Annotated in this window: 17 protein-coding genes and 3 tRNA genes; 6 read left to right on the top strand and 14 right to left on the bottom strand. The window is 55.5% G+C overall.

What is annotated here, in order from left to right; translation table 11 throughout:
* Positions 1 to 54 precede the first annotated feature (54 nt).
* The 13 genes from deoD to KOSB73_RS06325 form a co-directional block, all read right to left on the bottom strand.
* Positions 55 to 777 carry a purine-nucleoside phosphorylase gene (gene deoD / locus KOSB73_RS06385; RefSeq protein ID WP_004098401.1) on the bottom strand — a complete coding sequence of 241 codons (723 nt, stop codon included), beginning with the start codon at positions 775 to 777 and terminating at the stop codon, positions 55 to 57.
* A gap of 94 nt (positions 778 to 871) precedes the next feature.
* A complete protein-coding gene (gene deoB / locus KOSB73_RS06380; RefSeq protein ID WP_049086196.1) occupies positions 872 to 2,095 on the bottom strand; it encodes a phosphopentomutase in 1,224 nt (407 codons plus the stop codon).
* 52 nt (positions 2,096 to 2,147) lie between these two features.
* Complete coding sequence (gene deoA / locus KOSB73_RS06375) at positions 2,148 to 3,470, bottom strand: thymidine phosphorylase (protein WP_098067343.1); 1,323 nt, start codon at positions 3,468 to 3,470, stop codon at positions 2,148 to 2,150.
* A 77-nt stretch (positions 3,471 to 3,547) separates the two neighbouring features.
* Positions 3,548 to 4,327 carry a deoxyribose-phosphate aldolase gene (gene deoC, locus KOSB73_RS06370; RefSeq protein ID WP_004132293.1) on the bottom strand — a complete coding sequence of 260 codons (780 nt, stop codon included), beginning with the start codon at positions 4,325 to 4,327 and terminating at the stop codon, positions 3,548 to 3,550.
* 414 nt (positions 4,328 to 4,741) lie between these two features.
* The gene (locus KOSB73_RS06365; RefSeq protein ID WP_004132295.1) at positions 4,742 to 6,019 is read right to left on the bottom strand and encodes a NupC/NupG family nucleoside CNT transporter; all 1,278 of its coding nucleotides are present in this window, start codon (positions 6,017 to 6,019) and stop codon (positions 4,742 to 4,744) included.
* Between the two features lie 145 nt (positions 6,020 to 6,164).
* Positions 6,165 to 6,944, bottom strand: a complete 780-nt coding sequence (locus tag KOSB73_RS06360; protein WP_049088256.1) for a metal-dependent hydrolase — start codon at positions 6,942 to 6,944, stop codon at positions 6,165 to 6,167.
* Positions 6,941 to 8,014, bottom strand: a complete 1,074-nt coding sequence (locus KOSB73_RS06355; protein WP_049086200.1) for a patatin-like phospholipase family protein — start codon at positions 8,012 to 8,014, stop codon at positions 6,941 to 6,943. The genes KOSB73_RS06360 and KOSB73_RS06355 overlap by 4 nt, the downstream gene beginning before the upstream one ends.
* 120 nt (positions 8,015 to 8,134) lie before the next feature.
* Positions 8,135 to 8,296: a DUF1328 domain-containing protein gene (locus tag KOSB73_RS06350; RefSeq protein ID WP_003856556.1), complete on the bottom strand. Its 162-nt coding sequence runs from the start codon at positions 8,294 to 8,296 to the stop codon at positions 8,135 to 8,137.
* Between the two features lie 123 nt (positions 8,297 to 8,419).
* On the bottom strand, positions 8,420 to 9,031 hold the full coding sequence (osmY, locus tag KOSB73_RS06345) for a molecular chaperone OsmY (protein WP_004132300.1): 612 nt from the start codon (positions 9,029 to 9,031) through the stop codon (positions 8,420 to 8,422).
* A 217-nt stretch (positions 9,032 to 9,248) separates the two neighbouring features.
* Complete coding sequence (gene prfC, locus KOSB73_RS06340; protein WP_004128689.1) at positions 9,249 to 10,838, bottom strand: peptide chain release factor 3; 1,590 nt, start codon at positions 10,836 to 10,838, stop codon at positions 9,249 to 9,251.
* Positions 10,839 to 10,929: 91 nt separating this feature from the next.
* Entirely contained in the window at positions 10,930 to 11,607 is a 678-nt protein-coding gene (yjjG, locus tag KOSB73_RS06335) for a pyrimidine 5'-nucleotidase (RefSeq protein ID WP_004128688.1), read from the bottom strand.
* Positions 11,608 to 11,621: 14 nt separating this feature from the next.
* Positions 11,622 to 12,068, bottom strand: a complete 447-nt coding sequence (gene rimI / locus KOSB73_RS06330) for a ribosomal protein S18-alanine N-acetyltransferase (RefSeq protein ID WP_004128686.1) — start codon at positions 12,066 to 12,068, stop codon at positions 11,622 to 11,624.
* A complete protein-coding gene (locus tag KOSB73_RS06325) occupies positions 12,037 to 12,450 on the bottom strand; it encodes a DNA polymerase III subunit psi (RefSeq protein ID WP_098140329.1) in 414 nt (137 codons plus the stop codon). The genes rimI and KOSB73_RS06325 overlap by 32 nt, the downstream gene beginning before the upstream one ends.
* A 158-nt stretch (positions 12,451 to 12,608) precedes the next feature.
* Here KOSB73_RS06325 and rsmC point away from each other — a divergent pair, with 158 nt between their 5' ends.
* From rsmC to KOSB73_RS06305, 4 genes are all read left to right on the top strand, one after another.
* Complete coding sequence (rsmC, locus tag KOSB73_RS06320; RefSeq protein WP_024360401.1) at positions 12,609 to 13,637, top strand: 16S rRNA (guanine(1207)-N(2))-methyltransferase RsmC; 1,029 nt, start codon at positions 12,609 to 12,611, stop codon at positions 13,635 to 13,637.
* A gap of 167 nt (positions 13,638 to 13,804) precedes the next feature.
* A tRNA-Leu gene (locus KOSB73_RS06315) sits at positions 13,805 to 13,891 on the top strand.
* 28 nt (positions 13,892 to 13,919) lie between these two features.
* Positions 13,920 to 14,006: transfer RNA gene (locus KOSB73_RS06310), tRNA-Leu, on the top strand.
* A gap of 31 nt (positions 14,007 to 14,037) precedes the next feature.
* Positions 14,038 to 14,124, top strand: a tRNA-Leu gene (locus KOSB73_RS06305).
* Positions 14,125 to 14,144: 20 nt separating this feature from the next.
* Here KOSB73_RS06305 and KOSB73_RS06300 read toward each other — a convergent pair.
* On the bottom strand, positions 14,145 to 14,384 hold the full coding sequence (locus KOSB73_RS06300; protein WP_004132308.1) for a DUF1435 domain-containing protein: 240 nt from the start codon (positions 14,382 to 14,384) through the stop codon (positions 14,145 to 14,147).
* Positions 14,385 to 14,646: 262 nt separating this feature from the next.
* Here KOSB73_RS06300 and KOSB73_RS06295 point away from each other — a divergent pair, with 262 nt between their 5' ends.
* Both KOSB73_RS06295 and fhuF read left to right on the top strand, forming a co-directional pair.
* Positions 14,647 to 15,693, top strand: coding sequence for a GGDEF domain-containing protein (locus KOSB73_RS06295; protein WP_024360402.1), 1,047 nt, complete (start codon positions 14,647 to 14,649; stop codon positions 15,691 to 15,693).
* Positions 15,694 to 15,801: 108 nt separating this feature from the next.
* Positions 15,802 to 16,590: a siderophore-iron reductase FhuF gene (gene fhuF, locus KOSB73_RS06290; protein ID WP_004132120.1), complete on the top strand. Its 789-nt coding sequence runs from the start codon at positions 15,802 to 15,804 to the stop codon at positions 16,588 to 16,590.
* Positions 16,591 to 16,602: the final 12 nt, after the last annotated feature.

Genomic DNA, 16,602 nt, shown 5'->3' with positions numbered 1-16,602 from the left:
GGCCTGGTACCCTCATCCCGGCCCTCTCCCATAGGGAGAGGGAGGAAGAGATGATTACTCTTTATCGCCCAGCAGAACGGATTCCAGCGCGATTTTAATCATGTCGTTGAAGGTCGTCTGACGTTCAGCGGAACTGGTCTGCTCGTGGGTACGGATATGGTCGGAGACCGTGCAGATGGTCAGCGCTTTAGCGCCAAACTCCGCCGCGACGCCGTAGATACCGGCCGCTTCCATTTCCACGCCCAGGATACCGTATTTTTCCATCACGTCGAACATCTCGCCGCCGTCCGGCGCATAGAACAGGTCGGCGGAGAAAATGTTGCCCACGCGAGCGTCAACGCCCAGCGCTTTTGCCGCGTCAACCGCGTTACGCACCATGCCAAAGTCGGCAATCGCCGCAAAGTCGTGGTCTTTAAAACGCATACGGTTAACTTTAGAGTCGGTGCAGGCACCCATGCCGATAACCACGTCGCGCAGCTTAACGTCCATACGCACCGCGCCGCAGGAGCCTACGCGAATGATTTTTTTGACGCCGAAGTCGGTGATCAGCTCTTTTGCGTAAATGGAGCAGGACGGGATCCCCATACCGTGGCCCATAACGGAAATTTTGCGGCCTTTGTAGGTGCCGGTGAAGCCCAGCATACCGCGCACGTTGTTCACTTCGCGGACGTCTTCAAGGAACGTTTCTGCAATGTGCTTCGCGCGCAGCGGGTCGCCCGGCATCAGCACAACGTCAGCGAAATCGCCCATTTCTGCGTTAATGTGTGGAGTAGCCATCGTTAAATCCTTCTGAATGTTGTTGCCTGATGGCGGCAGCGCCTTATCAGGCCGACAAAAAAGGCCCGGCGAACGAAGCTCGCCGGGCAAATAATCACAGCATGTTTTTGCCGTAGTCCATCGCAGAGGTACCGAAGTACGTCGCCAGGGTCTGGCCAATATCCGCGAAGGTTTCACGGTGACCCAGCGAGCCCGGCTTCACTTTCGGGCCATAAATCAGTACCGGAATGTGTTCACGAGTATGGTCGGTACCGGTCCAGGTCGGGTCGCAGCCGTGATCGGCGGTCAGGATCAGAATGTCATCTTCCCCGACCAGTTCCATCAGCTCCGGCAGACGGCGATCGAACAGCTCCAGCCCTGCGGCATAGCCTGCAACGTCGCGGCGGTGGCCCCAGGAAGAGTCGAAGTCTACGAAGTTGGTGAAGACGATGGTCTCGTCCCCCGCTTCTTTCATCTCTTTGATGGTGGCGTCAAACAGCGCATCCAGGCCGGTCGCTTTCACTTTTTTAGTGATACCGCAGTTGGCGTAGATATCGGCGATTTTACCCACCGATACGACCTGGCCGTTTTTCTCGTAGACCAGCTTCTGCAGTACCGTCGGCGCCGGCGGCTCAACGGCCAGATCGTGGCGGTTACCGGTGCGCTGGAAGTTGCCGGCTTTGTCGCCGATAAACGGACGCGCGATGACGCGACCAATGTTGTAGCCGCCTTCGGTCAGCTCTTCACGCGCGATTTCACACAGCTCGTACAGCTTATCGAGACCATAGGTCTCTTCATGGCAGGCAATCTGGAATACCGAGTCAGCGGAGGTATAGAAAATCGGCTTGCCGGTTTTCATATGCTCTTCGCCCAGCTGGTCGAGGATAACGGTACCGGAAGAGTGGCAGTTGCCGAGGTAGCCCGGCAGGTTGGCGCGCTTAACCAGCTTATCCAGAAGCTCCTGCGGGAAGCTGTTTTCATGCTCGGGGAAGTAGCCCCAGTCAAAGAGAACCGGCACGCCGGCGATTTCCCAGTGGCCTGACGGGGTGTCTTTACCGGAAGAGAGTTCATGCGCCCATGCGTAAGCGCCGATAACTTCCGCGCTGCCGTCCATACCGGCGGCAACTTTACCGGTAGAACCCTCATGGGCTTTAACCAGCCCCAGACGGGTCAGATTAGGTAAATTCAGCGGGCCTTTGCGGCCGTTGTCAGCCTCGCCCTTGGCGCAGGCTTCTGCAATATGGCCCATGGTGTCCGAGCCGACGTCGCCAAAGCGATCGGCGTCTTCAGTCGCACCGATGCCGAATGAGTCCAGCACCATAATAAATGCACGTTTCATATTATTCTCCGTACCTTTTGCGCTGTAAAAAAGCGATCAGATCAGTATATAACTATTCGGTGATACGACGATAGACCGTCGGCGTCATTTCAGGCGCTTTAGCGCCAAGTTTTATGGCGGCTTTAACGGCCCTGGCCGCTTCCTGCCAGCTGTTTTCATCTTTTGCATGGATAACCGCCAGCGGCTGCTGCGCGTCGATACGCGCGCCGAGGCGAACCATATCGGTGAAACCGACGCTGTAATCAATCAGATCCGAGGCCTGACGGCGACCGCCGCCCATCGACACCACCGCCATGCCCAACGCACGGGTGTCCATTTCTGCGACAAACCCTTCGCCTTCGGCGTAGACCGCTTTGCTCAGCATCGCGGCCGGCAGATATTTATCGTAGTTTTCCACGAAGTCGTTCGGCCCTTTTTGCGCCGCCACCATCCGGCCGAAGACGTCGGCGGCTTTACCGTTATCCAGCACCGCCTGCAGCTTCGCCCGCGCGTCGGCGTCGTTCTCCGCCAGTTTGCCGGAAATCAGCATCTCGACGCATAGCGCCATCGTCACCTCAAGCAGCCGCGGATTGCGGTACTCGCCGGTGAGGAACTGCACGGCTTCACGCACTTCCACCGCATTACCGGCGCTGGAAGCCAGTACCTGATTCATATCGGTTAACAGCGCGGTCGTTCGCACGCCGGCGCCGTTGGATACCCCAACGATCGCTTCAGCCAGCGCGGCGGAAAGCTCATAAGTAGGCATAAAGGCGCCGCTGCCGACTTTGACATCCATCACCAGCGCGTCCAGTCCTTCCGCCAGCTTCTTGGCCAGAATCGAGGCGGTAATCAGCGGGATAGAGTCCACCGTCGCGGTGATATCGCGCGTCGCGTAAAAACGTTTGTCCGCCGGCGCCAGAGAGCTGGTCTGCCCGATAATCGCGACGCCGACATCTTTAATGATTTCCCGGAAGCGGCTATCGTCCGGGAAGATATCGAACCCTGGAATCGCCTCCAGCTTATCGAGCGTACCGCCGGTGTGCCCGAGGCCGCGCCCGGAGATCATCGGCACATAGCCGCCGCAGGCCGCGACCATTGGCCCCAGCATCAGCGAAGTCACATCGCCCACGCCCCCGGTGGAGTGTTTATCGACGATTGGGCCATTAAGGTTAAGATGCTTCCAGTCCAGAACGGTTCCTGAATCCCGCATCGCCATGGTCAGCGAAACGCGTTCCGGCATAGACATATCGTGGAAAAAAATGGTCATCGCCAGCGCGGCGATCTGCCCTTCTGAGACGGTGTTGTCGCGGATGCCGTTGATGAAGAAGCGAATTTCTTCATCACTCAGCGCATGACCATCACGTTTTTTACGAATAATTTCTTGTGCGAGAAACAAGATAACCTCCCGGGGAAAGAGTCAAAGACCAACCGCAGGCCGGACAACATCCGGCCTTGAGGTCGGCAAATTACGTTTTAGTAGCTGCTGGCGCTCTTACCATCGCCGTGACCCAGCGCTTTCAGCAGGCTTGCCAGCAGGCTGGAGGCGCCAAAACGGTAGTGGCGAGAGTCCGCCCAGTCGGCACCGAACAGCTCATCGGCAATCGCGAGGAATTTTTGCGCGTCTTCTGCGCTACGCACGCCGCCTGCCGGCTTGAAGCCGACGCTCTGCTGAACGCCCATATCGCGGATGACCTCCAGCATGATGCGCGCGCTTTCCGGGGTCGCGTTCACCGGAACTTTACCGGTAGAGGTTTTGATGAAGTCGGCGCCGGCTTTGATGGCGATTTCAGACGCTTTACGAATCAGCGCATCTTCTTTCAGTTCGCCGGTTTCGATAATCACTTTCAGCAGCACGTTTGCTGCCGCGCAGGCTTCTTTACAGGCTTTCACCAGGTCAAAACCGACCTGTTCGTTGCCGGCAATCAGCGCGCGGTAAGGGAACACGACGTCAACTTCGTCAGCGCCGTAAGCGATCGCCGCGCGGGTTTCCGCCAGCGCGATATCAATATCATCGTTACCGTGCGGGAAGTTAGTCACCGTCGCGATGCGAATATCCGGGGTACCCTGCTCGTTCAGCGTTTTACGCGCGATCGGGATAAAGCGCGGGTAGATGCACACTGCGGCAGTATTACCTACCGGTGTTTTGGCCTGGTGACACAGCGCGATCACTTTTTCATTGGTGTCATCATCGTTCAGGGTGGTCAGGTCCATCAGTTTCAACGCGCGCAGGCTGCTTGCCGTTAAATCAGTCATTTCATACTCCGACGGCGTAGTGCCGTTTTAAAGTTTGTTCACCTTGCGAGTCTGTTACTATTGTAACATTCCCTCGCCGCTACACTTCGATACACATCACAGTTAATGAAAACTAATTGCTAATTTGCATTACTGTATAGTGATAAAAATCACAAAATAAAGCCTAATCCGTGCGCTTCCACTGCCAGACTCTCTATAAGCATAATCAGGAATCGCCACTGCGAATCAATGTTATTATTATAACATAACCTCGCAACAAGCCTCGACACCGGCACCGACATTTTGTGCGAAAAAATGCCAGATACATCATGAGTGGTTGATAAATAGAGAATTATAAAATGATAGAATTTTAACACTCAGAAGTGAGAACCCCACGGCGGCAATGCCGCGGGGTTCTTGGCGTGCAAGACGGCGTTATAGCGCGAGGAATACGCCCGCTATCGTGGCGCTCATCAGGTTAGACAGCGTTCCCGCCGCCACGGCCCGCATGCCCAGTTGGGCAATTTCCTGGCGGCGATTAGGCGCCATGCCGCCCAGTCCGCCAATCAGGATGGCAATGGACGACAGGTTGGCAAAACCGCACAGGGCAAAGGAGATGATGGCCTTGGTGTGGGTTGAAATCACCTGCAAACCGGCGGCAGCGACCTCGGTATCGGCTTTCAGATACTCGCCGAAATTCATGTAGGCCACAAACTCGTTGATAATCAGCTTCTGGCCGATAAACGAACCGGCAACGGTGGCTTCATTCCACGGCACGCCAATCACCCACGCCAGCGGCGAGAAAACCCAGCCAAGGATCATTTGCAGCGACAGGTCCGGATGGTTAAACCAGCCGCCCACGCCGGAAAGAATACCGTTAACCAGGGCAATCAGCGCGATAAACGCCAGCAGCATCGCCCCGACGTTAAGCGCCAGCTGCATCCCGGAAGCCGCGCCGGATGCGGCGGCATCCAGCACGTTCGCCGGCGCCTGCGGATCGGCGTCATTTTTTTCCATCGCCGGGTTGTCCCGGGGCTGCTCGGTCTCCGGCACGATAATCTTCGCGAACAGCAGGCCGCCCGGCGCCGCCATAAACGAAGCGGCGATCAGATATTCCAGCGGTACGCCCATCTGAGCGTAACCGGCCAGAACGGAGCCCGCTACCGAGGCCAGCCCTCCGCACATCACCGCGAAAAGCTCGGAACGGGTCATGGTGGCGATGTAAGGACGCACCACCAGCGGCGCTTCGGTCTGACCAACGAAGATGTTCGCCGTGGCGGAGAGCGACTCCGTGCGCGAGGTTTTGAGTACCGCGCGCAGCGCCCCGCCGAGGATGCGGATAACAAACTGCATGATGCCGAGGTAATAAAGCACGGCGATCAGCGATGAGAAGAAGACGATGACCGGCAGGACGCGCAGGGCAAAAACAAACCCGCCGCCGCCGAAGACTTCAAACATCTTATCGGAAACCAGCCCGCCAAAAATAAAGCCGATCCCTTCATTGCCGTAGGCAATCACGTTAGCAACGCCGTTCGACATGGCCAACAGCGCCGTACGCCCGGCCGGTACATAAAGAATTAACGCGCCGATCCCGACCTGGATAATCCAGGCGCCGAGGACGGTGCGCAGATTGATGGCTTTTCGATTACTGGAGAGGAGCACAGCGATGGCTAACAGCACCACCATGCCAATAAGTCCCATGATAATTTGCATACAGAGTCCCTGTGTATTGATAGTTCAGTCTAAAACCCCGCGATTATAACGGCATGAAACCATCACGCTTATTTCAGCTCACACATTTTAAGCAAAACAATGAGATAAAAAGGCAGGAATGAGACACAGGTCACTCAGTAAGACGTTACTGAAGGGAAAAAATCTCTTTTGTATTATCTATCAGGGTATTAGCTATCACTTCCGCGGGCTCAGGGCGCAGCTCGCATAGGGAGGAGAAGACGCGAGCCGCCTGTTCGGGCCGGTTCGGCTGCCCCTGGAAACCGTTCAACGGCATATCCGGCGCATCGGTCTCCAGCAGTAGCGCCGAAAGCGGCAGCTGCGCCATCACATCGCGGGTCTTGCTGGCGCGCGGGTAGGTAATGGTGCCGCCAACGCCAATCTTATAGCCCAGTTGCACAAACCGCTCCGCCTGCTGAAGGCTGCCGGCAAAACCGTGGACCACGCCGGTTCGCGGTAAAGCGTGTTTTTTCAGCAGCATCGCCAGCTTATCGTGAGTGCGTCTGGAGTGGAGGATCGCCGGCAAATCGTAGCGTTTCGCCAGACGTAGCTGCGCCTCAAATACAGAAAGCTGGCGCTCAAACTGCGGATCTTCGCGATAGAGATCGAGACCTATCTCCCCGACCGCGACCAGCTTAGCATCGCGTTTCGCCAGACAGCGCTCAAGCCGTTCAAGGCTGTCGGCGCCATGCCGCTCAATCGCTATCGGGTGGAGGCCCAGGGCGGCGTAGAGCTCGCTATGCTTCTCTGCCAGCGCTAACACGCGGTCAAAGTTATCCGCTTCCGTCGCGGGCACCACGATCTGCGTCACGCCAGCCCGCACCGCCCGGGCAATACTGGCGCTTTCGTCACCGGTGAACGGGGGGAAATCGAAATGGCAGTGGGTATCAATAAATCGCAGGGTCACGCCAGATCCTCACTCTCAAAGCTGGCATCATTGGCCTGCACGGCCGCGATAACCGGAGCCTGGGGGATCTCATTGGCCACCGGCGCCGGCGGGATAACCACCGTTTTCGGCACCGCAATACGCGGCGCATGGCGCAGCAGCGGCGGTCTGTCGGCCAGCAGTTTGCCGACGGTGGCGAGGAAATAGCGCCCGCACTGGCGCCCGGTCTTGTAGTCTTCCAGCAACGCCGGTAGACGACTGCCTAACGCCATACTCTTCAACGGCTTCTGCGGATAAATCTCCAGAATTCTCAGCTTACCCGGCGGTTTTTCAATGAACTCCTGGGTGGAGCGATAGGTGGTTTCGTGGTGCTGCACCAGATTCACAAACGGCTGCAGGCTGCTTTCGCCGAGCCAGCGCTCCATCCGCTTAAACCACTGCGGGGTGTAGTACATCTGGGACGGTACGGTGCGGATCACCACGATGGTTTGCGCCCCGCGACGGGCGGCTTCCTGCACGGGGATCGCATCGCTGACGCCGCCGTCGAGATAGCTCACGCCGTCCAGCAGCACGCCGCTGCGGTAAAAACCGGGAATGGCGCTGGAGGCGCGAATCAGGTCAAGCCAGGTCTGCTGGGTTGGGGAGAAGTAGTTTGGCGTGTAATCATCGCCGCGACAGGCACACATCCAGAACTCTTTGCCCTGGGCAAAACGATCTTCAGCATAGGCCATCGCCAGCGGCATTTTTTTCGCGGTGCTGTCGACCAGCCAGTCGAGATCGATAAGATTTCCGCCGCGCACAAAACGCATCGGGTCGAAAAACTCGCGGGCGGTGGTGTAGCGGGTGATCACCTTACGGGCATAGCCGGGCTGGTTGCACAGATAGGCCGACAGGTTTTGCGCCCCGGCAGAGGTGCCGAACATCATATCGAACGGGTTAAATCCCGCGCGCATGAATTCGTCCAGCACCCCGGCGGTAAAAATCCCTCTCTGTCCCCCGCCTTCGCACACCAGAGCAAGCCTGCCCGGCTGGAAGGGTTTAACAGATAACGGCGTAATGTTGCCCAACGTAACGGGAATTCGCTGCCCCACCCTGCTTTCCTGTCCTGCTTATTATAAAAACAAAGGTAACGCATTTTTTAACGCCCTGAAACCGAGAAAGCCAGTCACATTGACTGGCTTTATGTAAGACGGTATTTCACACGTTAACGTCTAGGGACGCCGACGGCCGGTGAACAGGCTGACCAGGAACAAGATAATACCGACAACGAAGACAATTTTCGCAGCCCAGGCAGCGGTACCAGCCAGGCCACCAAAGCCCAAAGCGGCGGCAATTAACGCGATCACCAGAAAAATAATGCCCCATCTAAACATACGTCTCTCCTTACCATAGTTAATGACGGTCGATTTTCTGCGCACTCAGGCCGCGCATACACAACCCTGTGGTGCTACACATCCTGCGGAAAGGCCGCAGAATAATTTTTTTAATGAATAGATTTATTTGACGCTAAGGTCGTTCTTCACGCTTTTGACGCCGGATACAGCTTTCGCAATACCTTCCGCCCGCTCCGACTGCTTACTGGATGCGACCGTACCGGATAGATGTACAACGCCATCGGTGGTCTCTACCTTCACGTTTCGCGACGGAACGATATCGTCAGCCAGCAATTTAGCTTTGATCTCGCTGGTCACCGCCGTGTCGCCGGCATAGCCCTTCAGCGAAGCAGATTTTTCGTTCTGCACGCTAAGCTTATCGTTAACGGAGCTCACGCCTTCAACCGCCTTCGCGACGCTAAGCGCCTGCTGGTGCTGTTCTGAACTATCAACCGTCCCGCTTAAGGTGACGACTTTATCTTCAGTTTTCACAGAGATATCGGTGCTGCGAATATCTTTATGATCGATCAGCGCCGCTTTCACCCTGGCGGTGATGGTGCTGTCGTCCATAAAATTCCCGACTTTGTTCATCGAATTATCGACGGCTTGCCCGGCATTGCTTGCTGCAGATTTCGCGCTGTCTACGGTCGAGTTTTCTGCATACGCCGAAGCGCTGATTATTGCTGAGCCCAGGAAGAGGGCCAGGAGTGTCTTGCCGCTCTTAAGTCTTGTCATCGTCGTTCCTCGTTATATCTAAGCAGGTAAAGCAAAATAAGTAGTCTATTAAGCCAGGATTCCAAAAATTACTTATTAAATGTAGTAGATACACGGAAGAGTGCGGCATTAACGGGTAAAAAAGCGCGCAAAACGGTAAGAATTAAGAACTTTCCAGAAAGGGCAAACCGAGGGGAAAATGGCGTGGAGCGCGGCGAAAACCGCGCTCCAAAGAGGATTAGTGCTCGCGGGTTTTACGGAACTGGACGTCTGGGTAACGTTCCTGCGTCAGATTCAGGTTCACCATGGTCGGGGCGATATAAGTCAGGTTATCGCCGCCATCCAGCGCCAGCTGAATTTCATTCTTACGCTTGAACTCTTCAAATTTCTTCGCGTCGCTGCATTCCACCCAGCGTGCGGTCGCGACGTTGACGGACTCATAAATCGCCTCGACGTTGTATTCGCTCTTCAGACGAGCGACAACCACGTCAAACTGCAGCACGCCCACCGCGCCGACGATCAGATCGTTATTGGCGATCGGCCGGAATACCTGCACCGCGCCCTCTTCCGAGAGCTGTACCAGTCCTTTCAGCAGCTGCTTCTGCTTGAGCGGATCTTTCAGGCGAATACGGCGGAACAGTTCCGGCGCGAAGTTCGGGATACCGGTGAACTTCATCATTTCGCCCTGGGTGAAGGTATCGCCAATCTGGATGGTGCCGTGGTTATGCAGGCCAAGGATATCGCCCGGATACGCTTCTTCCACGTGCGAACGGTCGCCGGCCATAAAGGTTAGCGCGTCGGAGATCACCACGTCCTTGCCGATACGCACCTGGCGCATCTTCATGCCCTTCTCGTACTTACCGGAAACCACGCGCATAAAGGCCACGCGGTCGCGGTGTTTCGGGTCCATGTTAGCCTGAATTTTAAACACGAAGCCGGTGAACTTATCTTCCGAGGCTTCCACCGTGCGGGTGTCGGTTTTACGCGGCATCGGCGCAGGGGCCCACTCCACTAAACCGTCCAGCATATGATCGACGCCAAAGTTACCCAGCGCGGTTCCGAAGAATACCGGGGTAATTTCGCCCGCCAGGAACAGCTCTTTATCGAACTCGTTAGACGCGCCCTGCACCAGCTCCAGCTCATCGCGCAGCTGCTGCGCCAGGTCTTCACCCACCGCCGCATCAAGCTCCGGGTTGTCTAACCCTTTCACGATGCGCACTTCCTGGATGGTGTGGCCTTTACCGGTCTGATACAGGTAGGTTTCATCTTTATAAAGATGGTAAACGCCCTTGAACAGTTTGCCGCAGCCAATCGGCCAGGTGATCGGCGCGCAGCCGATTTTCAGCTCGTTTTCCACTTCATCCAGCAGCTCCATCGGGTCACGGATGTCGCGGTCAAGTTTGTTCATAAAGGTCAGGATCGGCGTATCGCGCAGACGGGTGACTTCCATCAGCTTACGGGTACGATCCTCGACGCCTTTTGCGGCATCGATAACCATCAGGCAGCAGTCCACCGCCGTCAGGGTACGGTAGGTATCTTCGGAGAAGTCTTCGTGCCCCGGGGTATCCAGCAGGTTAACCAGGCAGTCGTGATAGGGGAACTGCATCACGGACGTGGTGATGGAGATACCGCGCTGCTTTTCCATCTCCATCCAGTCAGATTTTGCATGCTGGCTGGAGCCGCGGCCTTTTACCGTACCGGCGGTCTGAATCGCCTGTCCGAATAACAGAACCTTTTCAGTAATGGTCGTTTTACCGGCATCCGGGTGAGAAATAATGGCAAAAGTGCGGCGCTTGGCCACCTCCTGCAAATAAGGAGACAACGTCATAATTCAATCTTCTTGAGTAAGCGGCAACGCGCCGCGCATGTTGAATACGAAAAAATTGCGGCTATTTTACCCATCAATGGGGGGGAGGCAATCAGTGTTTACACAGGAGTTGCTCCAGTTCGCTCAAAGAGGTGACCGTCCAGTCCGGGCGGAGGTCCGCGGGCAGCTCGCGTTGATGGGGGTTGAACCAGCAGGTCGCCAGGCCGGCATTTACGCCGCCGCGAATATCAGACTCAGCGGTATCGCCAACCATCAGCACCCGCGAACGATCGGGGTTGCCCGCCTGCGCCAGCGCATAGTCAAAAATACGCGCATCCGGCTTAGCCACCCCAACCTCTTCGGAGATAATCAACAAATCAAAGTGATCGCGTAAACCGGTACGTTCAAGACGCGTCTGCTGTAGCGAGGTAAAACCGTTGGTGATGATGCCCATTTTCACCTTCCCCTGCAGCGAGTCGAGCAGCGATACGGCCCCCGGCAGCGGCGAACAGATTTCCGCCATCGCGTTCATAAACGCGGCGTTCAGCTCGCCGGGAGGGACATTCAGGCGCTCCGCCCAACCGTCAAAGCGCTGATGCTGCAGCTGAAGCGAAGTAATGGCGCCGTTCTGATAATCCACCCACAGCGGCTTATTCACGGCCTGGTAGTCCTGAAAATCCTCTGCGGAGAACGTCACGCTATAGTCGAGAAACATCCGCTGTAGGCCGCTAAACGAGTCAAACGTAAATAACGTTTCATCGGCATCAAAGAAAATCCAGTCCCACTTCATCGTATCACCTTGTCTTACATACTGATTGGCAGTGCCATAATGATTGCGTCCTCACGTCCGTCGACCGTGGGGTAATAGTTGCGGCGAATCGTCGCCTCGTTAAAGCCTAAGCTTTCATAGAGCGCGATGGCGGCGACGTTAGATGCGCGCACCTCCAGCCACAGCGTGACGACGCCGCGTTTTTCGACCTCATCAATCACCTGTTCCAGCAGTTCCCTGCCCAGACCGCGACGCTGAAACGCGGGGTCGACGGCGATATTGAACAGCGTCGCCTCGTCGAGGATGATTTGCGTAATGGCAAAAGCCGCCATCACGCCGTCCACGGACAGTTGAAGATTCAGATAGCGCTCGCCCTGATTACTGGCAAACGTCTGCTCGCTCCACGGAAAAGCGTGGGCGCGCGTTTCAATTTGCCAGGCGCGGGGCAAATCAGCCGGGTTGAGGGTAGAAATCGTGTTCATGTGCGCAAATCTGTTGCCAGAGCGCCATGCGGGCAGGCGTACTGGTCTGAAGTTCATCGAAAGCGGGCGTGGCGATCTGTGCGCCCGCCAGCGGTAGCGGCGCGTCGGTGCCCAGCCGCCAGCTATTACAGCGTGCGTCCTGAGGCAGCATCGCAACGCGCTCAGGCGTCAGCTGCATCACCTGCTCCGGCGTCAGGGCCAGCGCGCGCAGAATATCGCTGATAAGCGGTTCGCTCAGCAATGGCGGTTCTTCCGCCACCATCACCAGGCGAATATGTCCAGGAAGCGAGATAGAGATTTCACCCTGTAACGCCCCAGGACGACGCAGCGACCACTGGGTGATGCCCAGCTGCTGTAATTGCCAGTCTCGTCGGGATGTCATAGCGAAACACTCCTGTTAATTAAGCGCGCAATATAGCAAATCCGTCGTATCTGCGCCAACAAACTACGCGGCGGTCGGAGCGCGTCCCACCGCCAACAAAGAGGCAGCCTGAAAGATAACGTGTATAATCGGCGCCAGTCTCAATGAAGGAGTGTTTCATGTCCGCTTTTACCCCGGCAAGTGAAGTCTTGCTGCGCCACAGTGATGATTTCGAGTCCGCCCGCGTTCTGTTTGCCGGTGACCTGCAGGATGACCTGCCCGCACGTCTGGACACGGCCGCCAGCCGCGCCCATACCCAGCAGTTCCACCACTGGCAGGTACTGAGCCGCCAGATGGGCGAAAATGCCCGCTATAGCCTGGTCGCAGAGGCCGGCGATGTCGCCGATTGCGATACGCTGATCTACTACTGGCCAAAGAATAAACCGGAAGCGCAGTTTCAGCTGATGAACCTGCTTTCGCTGCTGCCGACCGGTATTGATATTTTCGTGGTTGGCGAGAACCGCAGCGGCGTACGCAGCGCCGAGCAGATGCTGGCGGAGTATGCGCCGCTGAGCAAAATCGACAGCGCGCGCCGCTGTGGCCTGTATCACGGTCGTCTGGAGAAACAGCCCACGTTCGATCCCGAACAGTACTGGGGCGAGTACCCGCTGGAGAATCTGACGATTAAAACGCTTCCCGGCGTCTTCAGCCGCGACGGGCTGGATATTGGTAGCCAGCTGCTGCTTTCCACGCTCACCCCGCATACCAAAGGTAAAGTGCTGGACGTCGGCTGCGGCGCTGGCGTGCTGGCAACCGTGCTGGCCAGCCACTCGCCTAAAGTTCGCTTAACGTTATGCGACGTCAGCGCGCCGGCAGTAGAAGCCAGTCGCGCTACGCTCGCCGCTAACGGCATCGAAGGGGAAGTGTTCGCCAGCAACGTGTTCTCCGAAGTAAACGGCCGTTTCGACATGATCATCTCCAACCCGCCTTTCCACGACGGTCTGCAGACCAGCCTGGAAGCCGCGCAAACCCTGATCCGCGGCGCCGTTCGTCATCTCAACAGCGGCGGAGAGCTCCGCATTGTCGCCAACGCCTTCCTGCCCTACCCGAACGTGCTGGATGAGATCTTCGGCTTCCATGAAGTGATTGCTCAAACGGGCCGATTTAAGGTCTACCGAACGGTGATGACGCGTCAGGCGAAGAAATAACCTCGTTTTTTTCGGCGCCAGCAGCCGCTGGTCGCCGATGCTTCCCCTCCCTGACCGCCCATTTTTGCAACAATCAATCCAACTGATACAATTAACTATTGACGAATAGCTGAAAACCACTAGAATGCGCCTCCGTGGTAACGATACTTTCATAGTGTCGATGGTATGCGAAGGTGGCGGAATTGGTAGACGCGCTAGCTTCAGGTGTTAGTGTCCTTACGGACGTGGGGGTTCAAGTCCCCCCCCTCGCACCATAATCCACGTTGATATTGCTCGCACTGGGCGAAGGTGGCGGAATTGGTAGACGCGCTAGCTTCAGGTGTTAGTGTTCTTACGGACGTGGGGGTTCAAGTCCCCCCCCTCGCACCAACGAGGCGATATCAAAAATTAAGAATACTGTGCGAAGGTGGCGGAATTGGTAGACGCGCTAGCTTCAGGTGTTAGTGTCCTTACGGACGTGGGGGTTCAAGTCCCCCCCCTCGCACCAATATTCTTATCCCTTCTGCTTTATCCCATCAGCTTGACATTCATTATAATCAGCATCATTCCACTGACTAACGCCACGCATGACGGCAGCAAAACGAAATGTCGCAGCTGACGGTGCCAAATCATCATCGCTGACATAAGCATTCCCAGCGCCACCAATGCGCGCCAGGCATCAACCGACAAATCGGCAAACCCAAGCGCAGCAATCAGTACGCCGGGGAGCACCACGCCCCATCCACTCCCTAAAGTTCGCTGCAACATGTTTTCGCCTCTCGTAACGATAATGATAACCAATATCATATGGTAGTTTTTATCATTTGTCATGTCAGGGAAACGGGAAGCCTTTATTCTTTACGTTTGCAGTAATGACATACATTCATGAAGGTGATAAATTAAGCAAAAGAAATTATATATTAAATAATCTGATTATTTCGTAAAAACCTTATTTTGCGCACTGTTTTTTATTATTCACTTCAAACTAACATCACATTGAATTTTAACGATTAATAATGACAACTCCGACATGACTGCACAATCCTGGCGCTCCCATTACGAACAGAAATATCAGTATTCCTTACGGCTATTTTTACTGCTTAATTTAGTTTCATCTTTCTTATCCCTTGTCAGCCCGCTCTTCACCGTCATCACGTTTACTCTGCCCTGTTTTCTGATTGTTGCCTGCAGCACGGTCCTGCTGCTGTGGCACTGTAAGTTCGCTCAGCACAAAATAAATATTCCGGTTATTTCTCTGATATTTGGCCTGCTTTGGGCATGGCACGTTGCGCTAAAAGCAATGATGATGGGTCCGCCGCATTTTAACTACCTGGTGATCGCCTTATTAAGCGTGTTATTTATTGGCACTATTGCTTTTTCCAGCAATATCATTGGCTTTACTTTGCACTCTTTACCAACCTACCTTACCTGCCTGATTCTTGGCGGCGGAGAACAATGGTTGCGCATGTCCTGGTGCTTCTTGTTGCCTATTGCGGGTATCACCCTGCAAAGCTTAATTCAGAAACGCAGCGATATATTCACCCAGGGACTAATGGATAAGCTGCTGAAGGAACGTAATACCCTTAACGATCTCAGTATGTTGGATCCGCTTACCGGCTTGTATAACCGTCGGGGTTTACAAAATCGTCTGGATACCGTTCTCTCTCTGGACAGCGCCGGACATTACGTCCTGCTGCTGGATATTGACCATTTCAAAGCCTACAACGACCACTATGGGCATATGATGGGCGACCAGGCATTAATTCAGGTTTCCGCCGCCATTCGTAACGCCGTGCGCTCACGCGATATCGTAGCCCGCTTTGGCGGCGAAGAGTTCATGGTGCTGTTGACCAGCAGCAGCGCGGAGAACGCTCTTCAGGCCGCAGAGCGCATCCGTCAGCGGGTCTACGATCTGAAAATCCCGCATATGTTTAACGAAAGCGTCGCGACCAATGTGACCATTAGTATCGGTATGACGCCGCTGGTGGATGCTGATATCGACAGCGCCCTGAAACGGGCGGATAACGCGCTCTACGAAGCCAAAAACATGGGAAGAAACATCATTCTCGCCAGCTAATCCTTTACCGCGCGGCAAGAGTCGCCGCGCGGACAAATCACTTGCCAAGCCGGGACCACGGCATTAGTATCAGAAATCATTATCATTTAGATTTGTATCTGGCACTCGATGGCTTACCGTTCACTCGCATTCAATACTGAGATCATCTGGCGGGCCCCGCTCCCTTCGGCTGAGCGTGAACTGGCAAATTCAATACGCGACAAAATTAGCGCGTTACGTCCGCATCTGCTGGATTTTCTCCGTCTGAATGAAGAAGCCCCTCCCCATGCGCTAACTCTGGCTGAGTGGTCACAGCCCGCGACGCTGAGTTCGTTCATCGCGACCTGGTCCGACCATATTTATCGTCACCAGCCCGGTCAACCCCGTGAGCAAAAACCGCTGCTGTCCCTCTGGGCGCAATGGTACATCGGTTTATTGGTGCCCCCTTTAATGTTGGCGCTGTTGAGCGAAGAACGCGCCATTAGCCTGGCGCCGGAACATGTGCGCGTCGAGTTTCATGAGTCAGGCCGCGCCGCCTGTTTCTGGATTGATGTTCATTCAGCAGGTACTTCCCCGACAGAGTCCGCGCAGTCCCGGATGGAAAAGCTGGTCACCACGGCTTTACAACCCGTCGTGCAGGCGCTTGAAGCCACCGGCGATATTAATGGCAAACTTATCTGGAACAATACTGGCTACCTGATTAACTGGTATCTGGGAGAAATGAAAACGTTGCTGGGAGATGAAAAAGTGGCCGCTCTGCGCCAGCGCTGCTTCTTCGAAAAACAGCTATCCAACGGCGAGGATAATCCGCTGTGGCGAACCGTGGTTTTACGTGAAGGACAGCTTGTGCGCCGCACCTGCTGCCAGCGCTATCGCCTGCCGGATGTGCAGCAGTGCGGGGACTGCACGCTGAAATGATCTTTTGATAAC

It is taken from the genome of Klebsiella grimontii (genome assembly GCF_900200035.1).
Classification (GTDB): domain Bacteria; phylum Pseudomonadota; class Gammaproteobacteria; order Enterobacterales; family Enterobacteriaceae; genus Klebsiella; species Klebsiella grimontii.
The sequence above is the reverse complement of the archived record's forward strand: the minus strand, read 5'-3'. Positions and strand labels throughout refer to the sequence as shown.

What these genes read in the sequence shown, in the direction of transcription:
- deoD (WP_004098401.1), bottom strand. Translation starts at nt 777, where the DNA reads ATGGCTACTCCACACATTAACGCAGAAATGGGCGATTTCGCTGACGTT.
- deoB (WP_049086196.1), bottom strand. Translation starts at nt 2,095, where the DNA reads ATGAAACGTGCATTTATTATGGTGCTGGACTCATTCGGCATCGGTGCG.
- deoC (WP_004132293.1), bottom strand. Translation starts at nt 4,327, where the DNA reads ATGACTGATTTAACGGCAAGCAGCCTGCGCGCGTTGAAACTGATGGAC.
- KOSB73_RS06365 (WP_004132295.1), bottom strand. Translation starts at nt 6,019, where the DNA reads ATGCAAATTATCATGGGACTTATTGGCATGGTGGTGCTGTTAGCCATC.
- KOSB73_RS06350 (WP_003856556.1), bottom strand. Translation starts at nt 8,296, where the DNA reads ATGTTTAGATGGGGCATTATTTTTCTGGTGATCGCGTTAATTGCCGCC.
- osmY (WP_004132300.1), bottom strand. Translation starts at nt 9,031, where the DNA reads ATGACAAGACTTAAGAGCGGCAAGACACTCCTGGCCCTCTTCCTGGGC.
- prfC (WP_004128689.1), bottom strand. Translation starts at nt 10,838, where the DNA reads ATGACGTTGTCTCCTTATTTGCAGGAGGTGGCCAAGCGCCGCACTTTT.
- yjjG (WP_004128688.1), bottom strand. Translation starts at nt 11,607, where the DNA reads ATGAAGTGGGACTGGATTTTCTTTGATGCCGATGAAACGTTATTTACG.
- rimI (WP_004128686.1), bottom strand. Translation starts at nt 12,068, where the DNA reads ATGAACACGATTTCTACCCTCAACCCGGCTGATTTGCCCCGCGCCTGG.
- KOSB73_RS06325 (WP_098140329.1), bottom strand. Translation starts at nt 12,450, where the DNA reads ATGACATCCCGACGAGACTGGCAATTACAGCAGCTGGGCATCACCCAG.
- rsmC (WP_024360401.1), top strand. Translation starts at nt 12,609, where the DNA reads ATGTCCGCTTTTACCCCGGCAAGTGAAGTCTTGCTGCGCCACAGTGAT.
- KOSB73_RS06300 (WP_004132308.1), bottom strand. Translation starts at nt 14,384, where the DNA reads ATGTTGCAGCGAACTTTAGGGAGTGGATGGGGCGTGGTGCTCCCCGGC.
- KOSB73_RS06295 (WP_024360402.1), top strand. Translation starts at nt 14,647, where the DNA reads ATGACTGCACAATCCTGGCGCTCCCATTACGAACAGAAATATCAGTAT.
- fhuF (WP_004132120.1), top strand. Translation starts at nt 15,802, where the DNA reads ATGGCTTACCGTTCACTCGCATTCAATACTGAGATCATCTGGCGGGCC.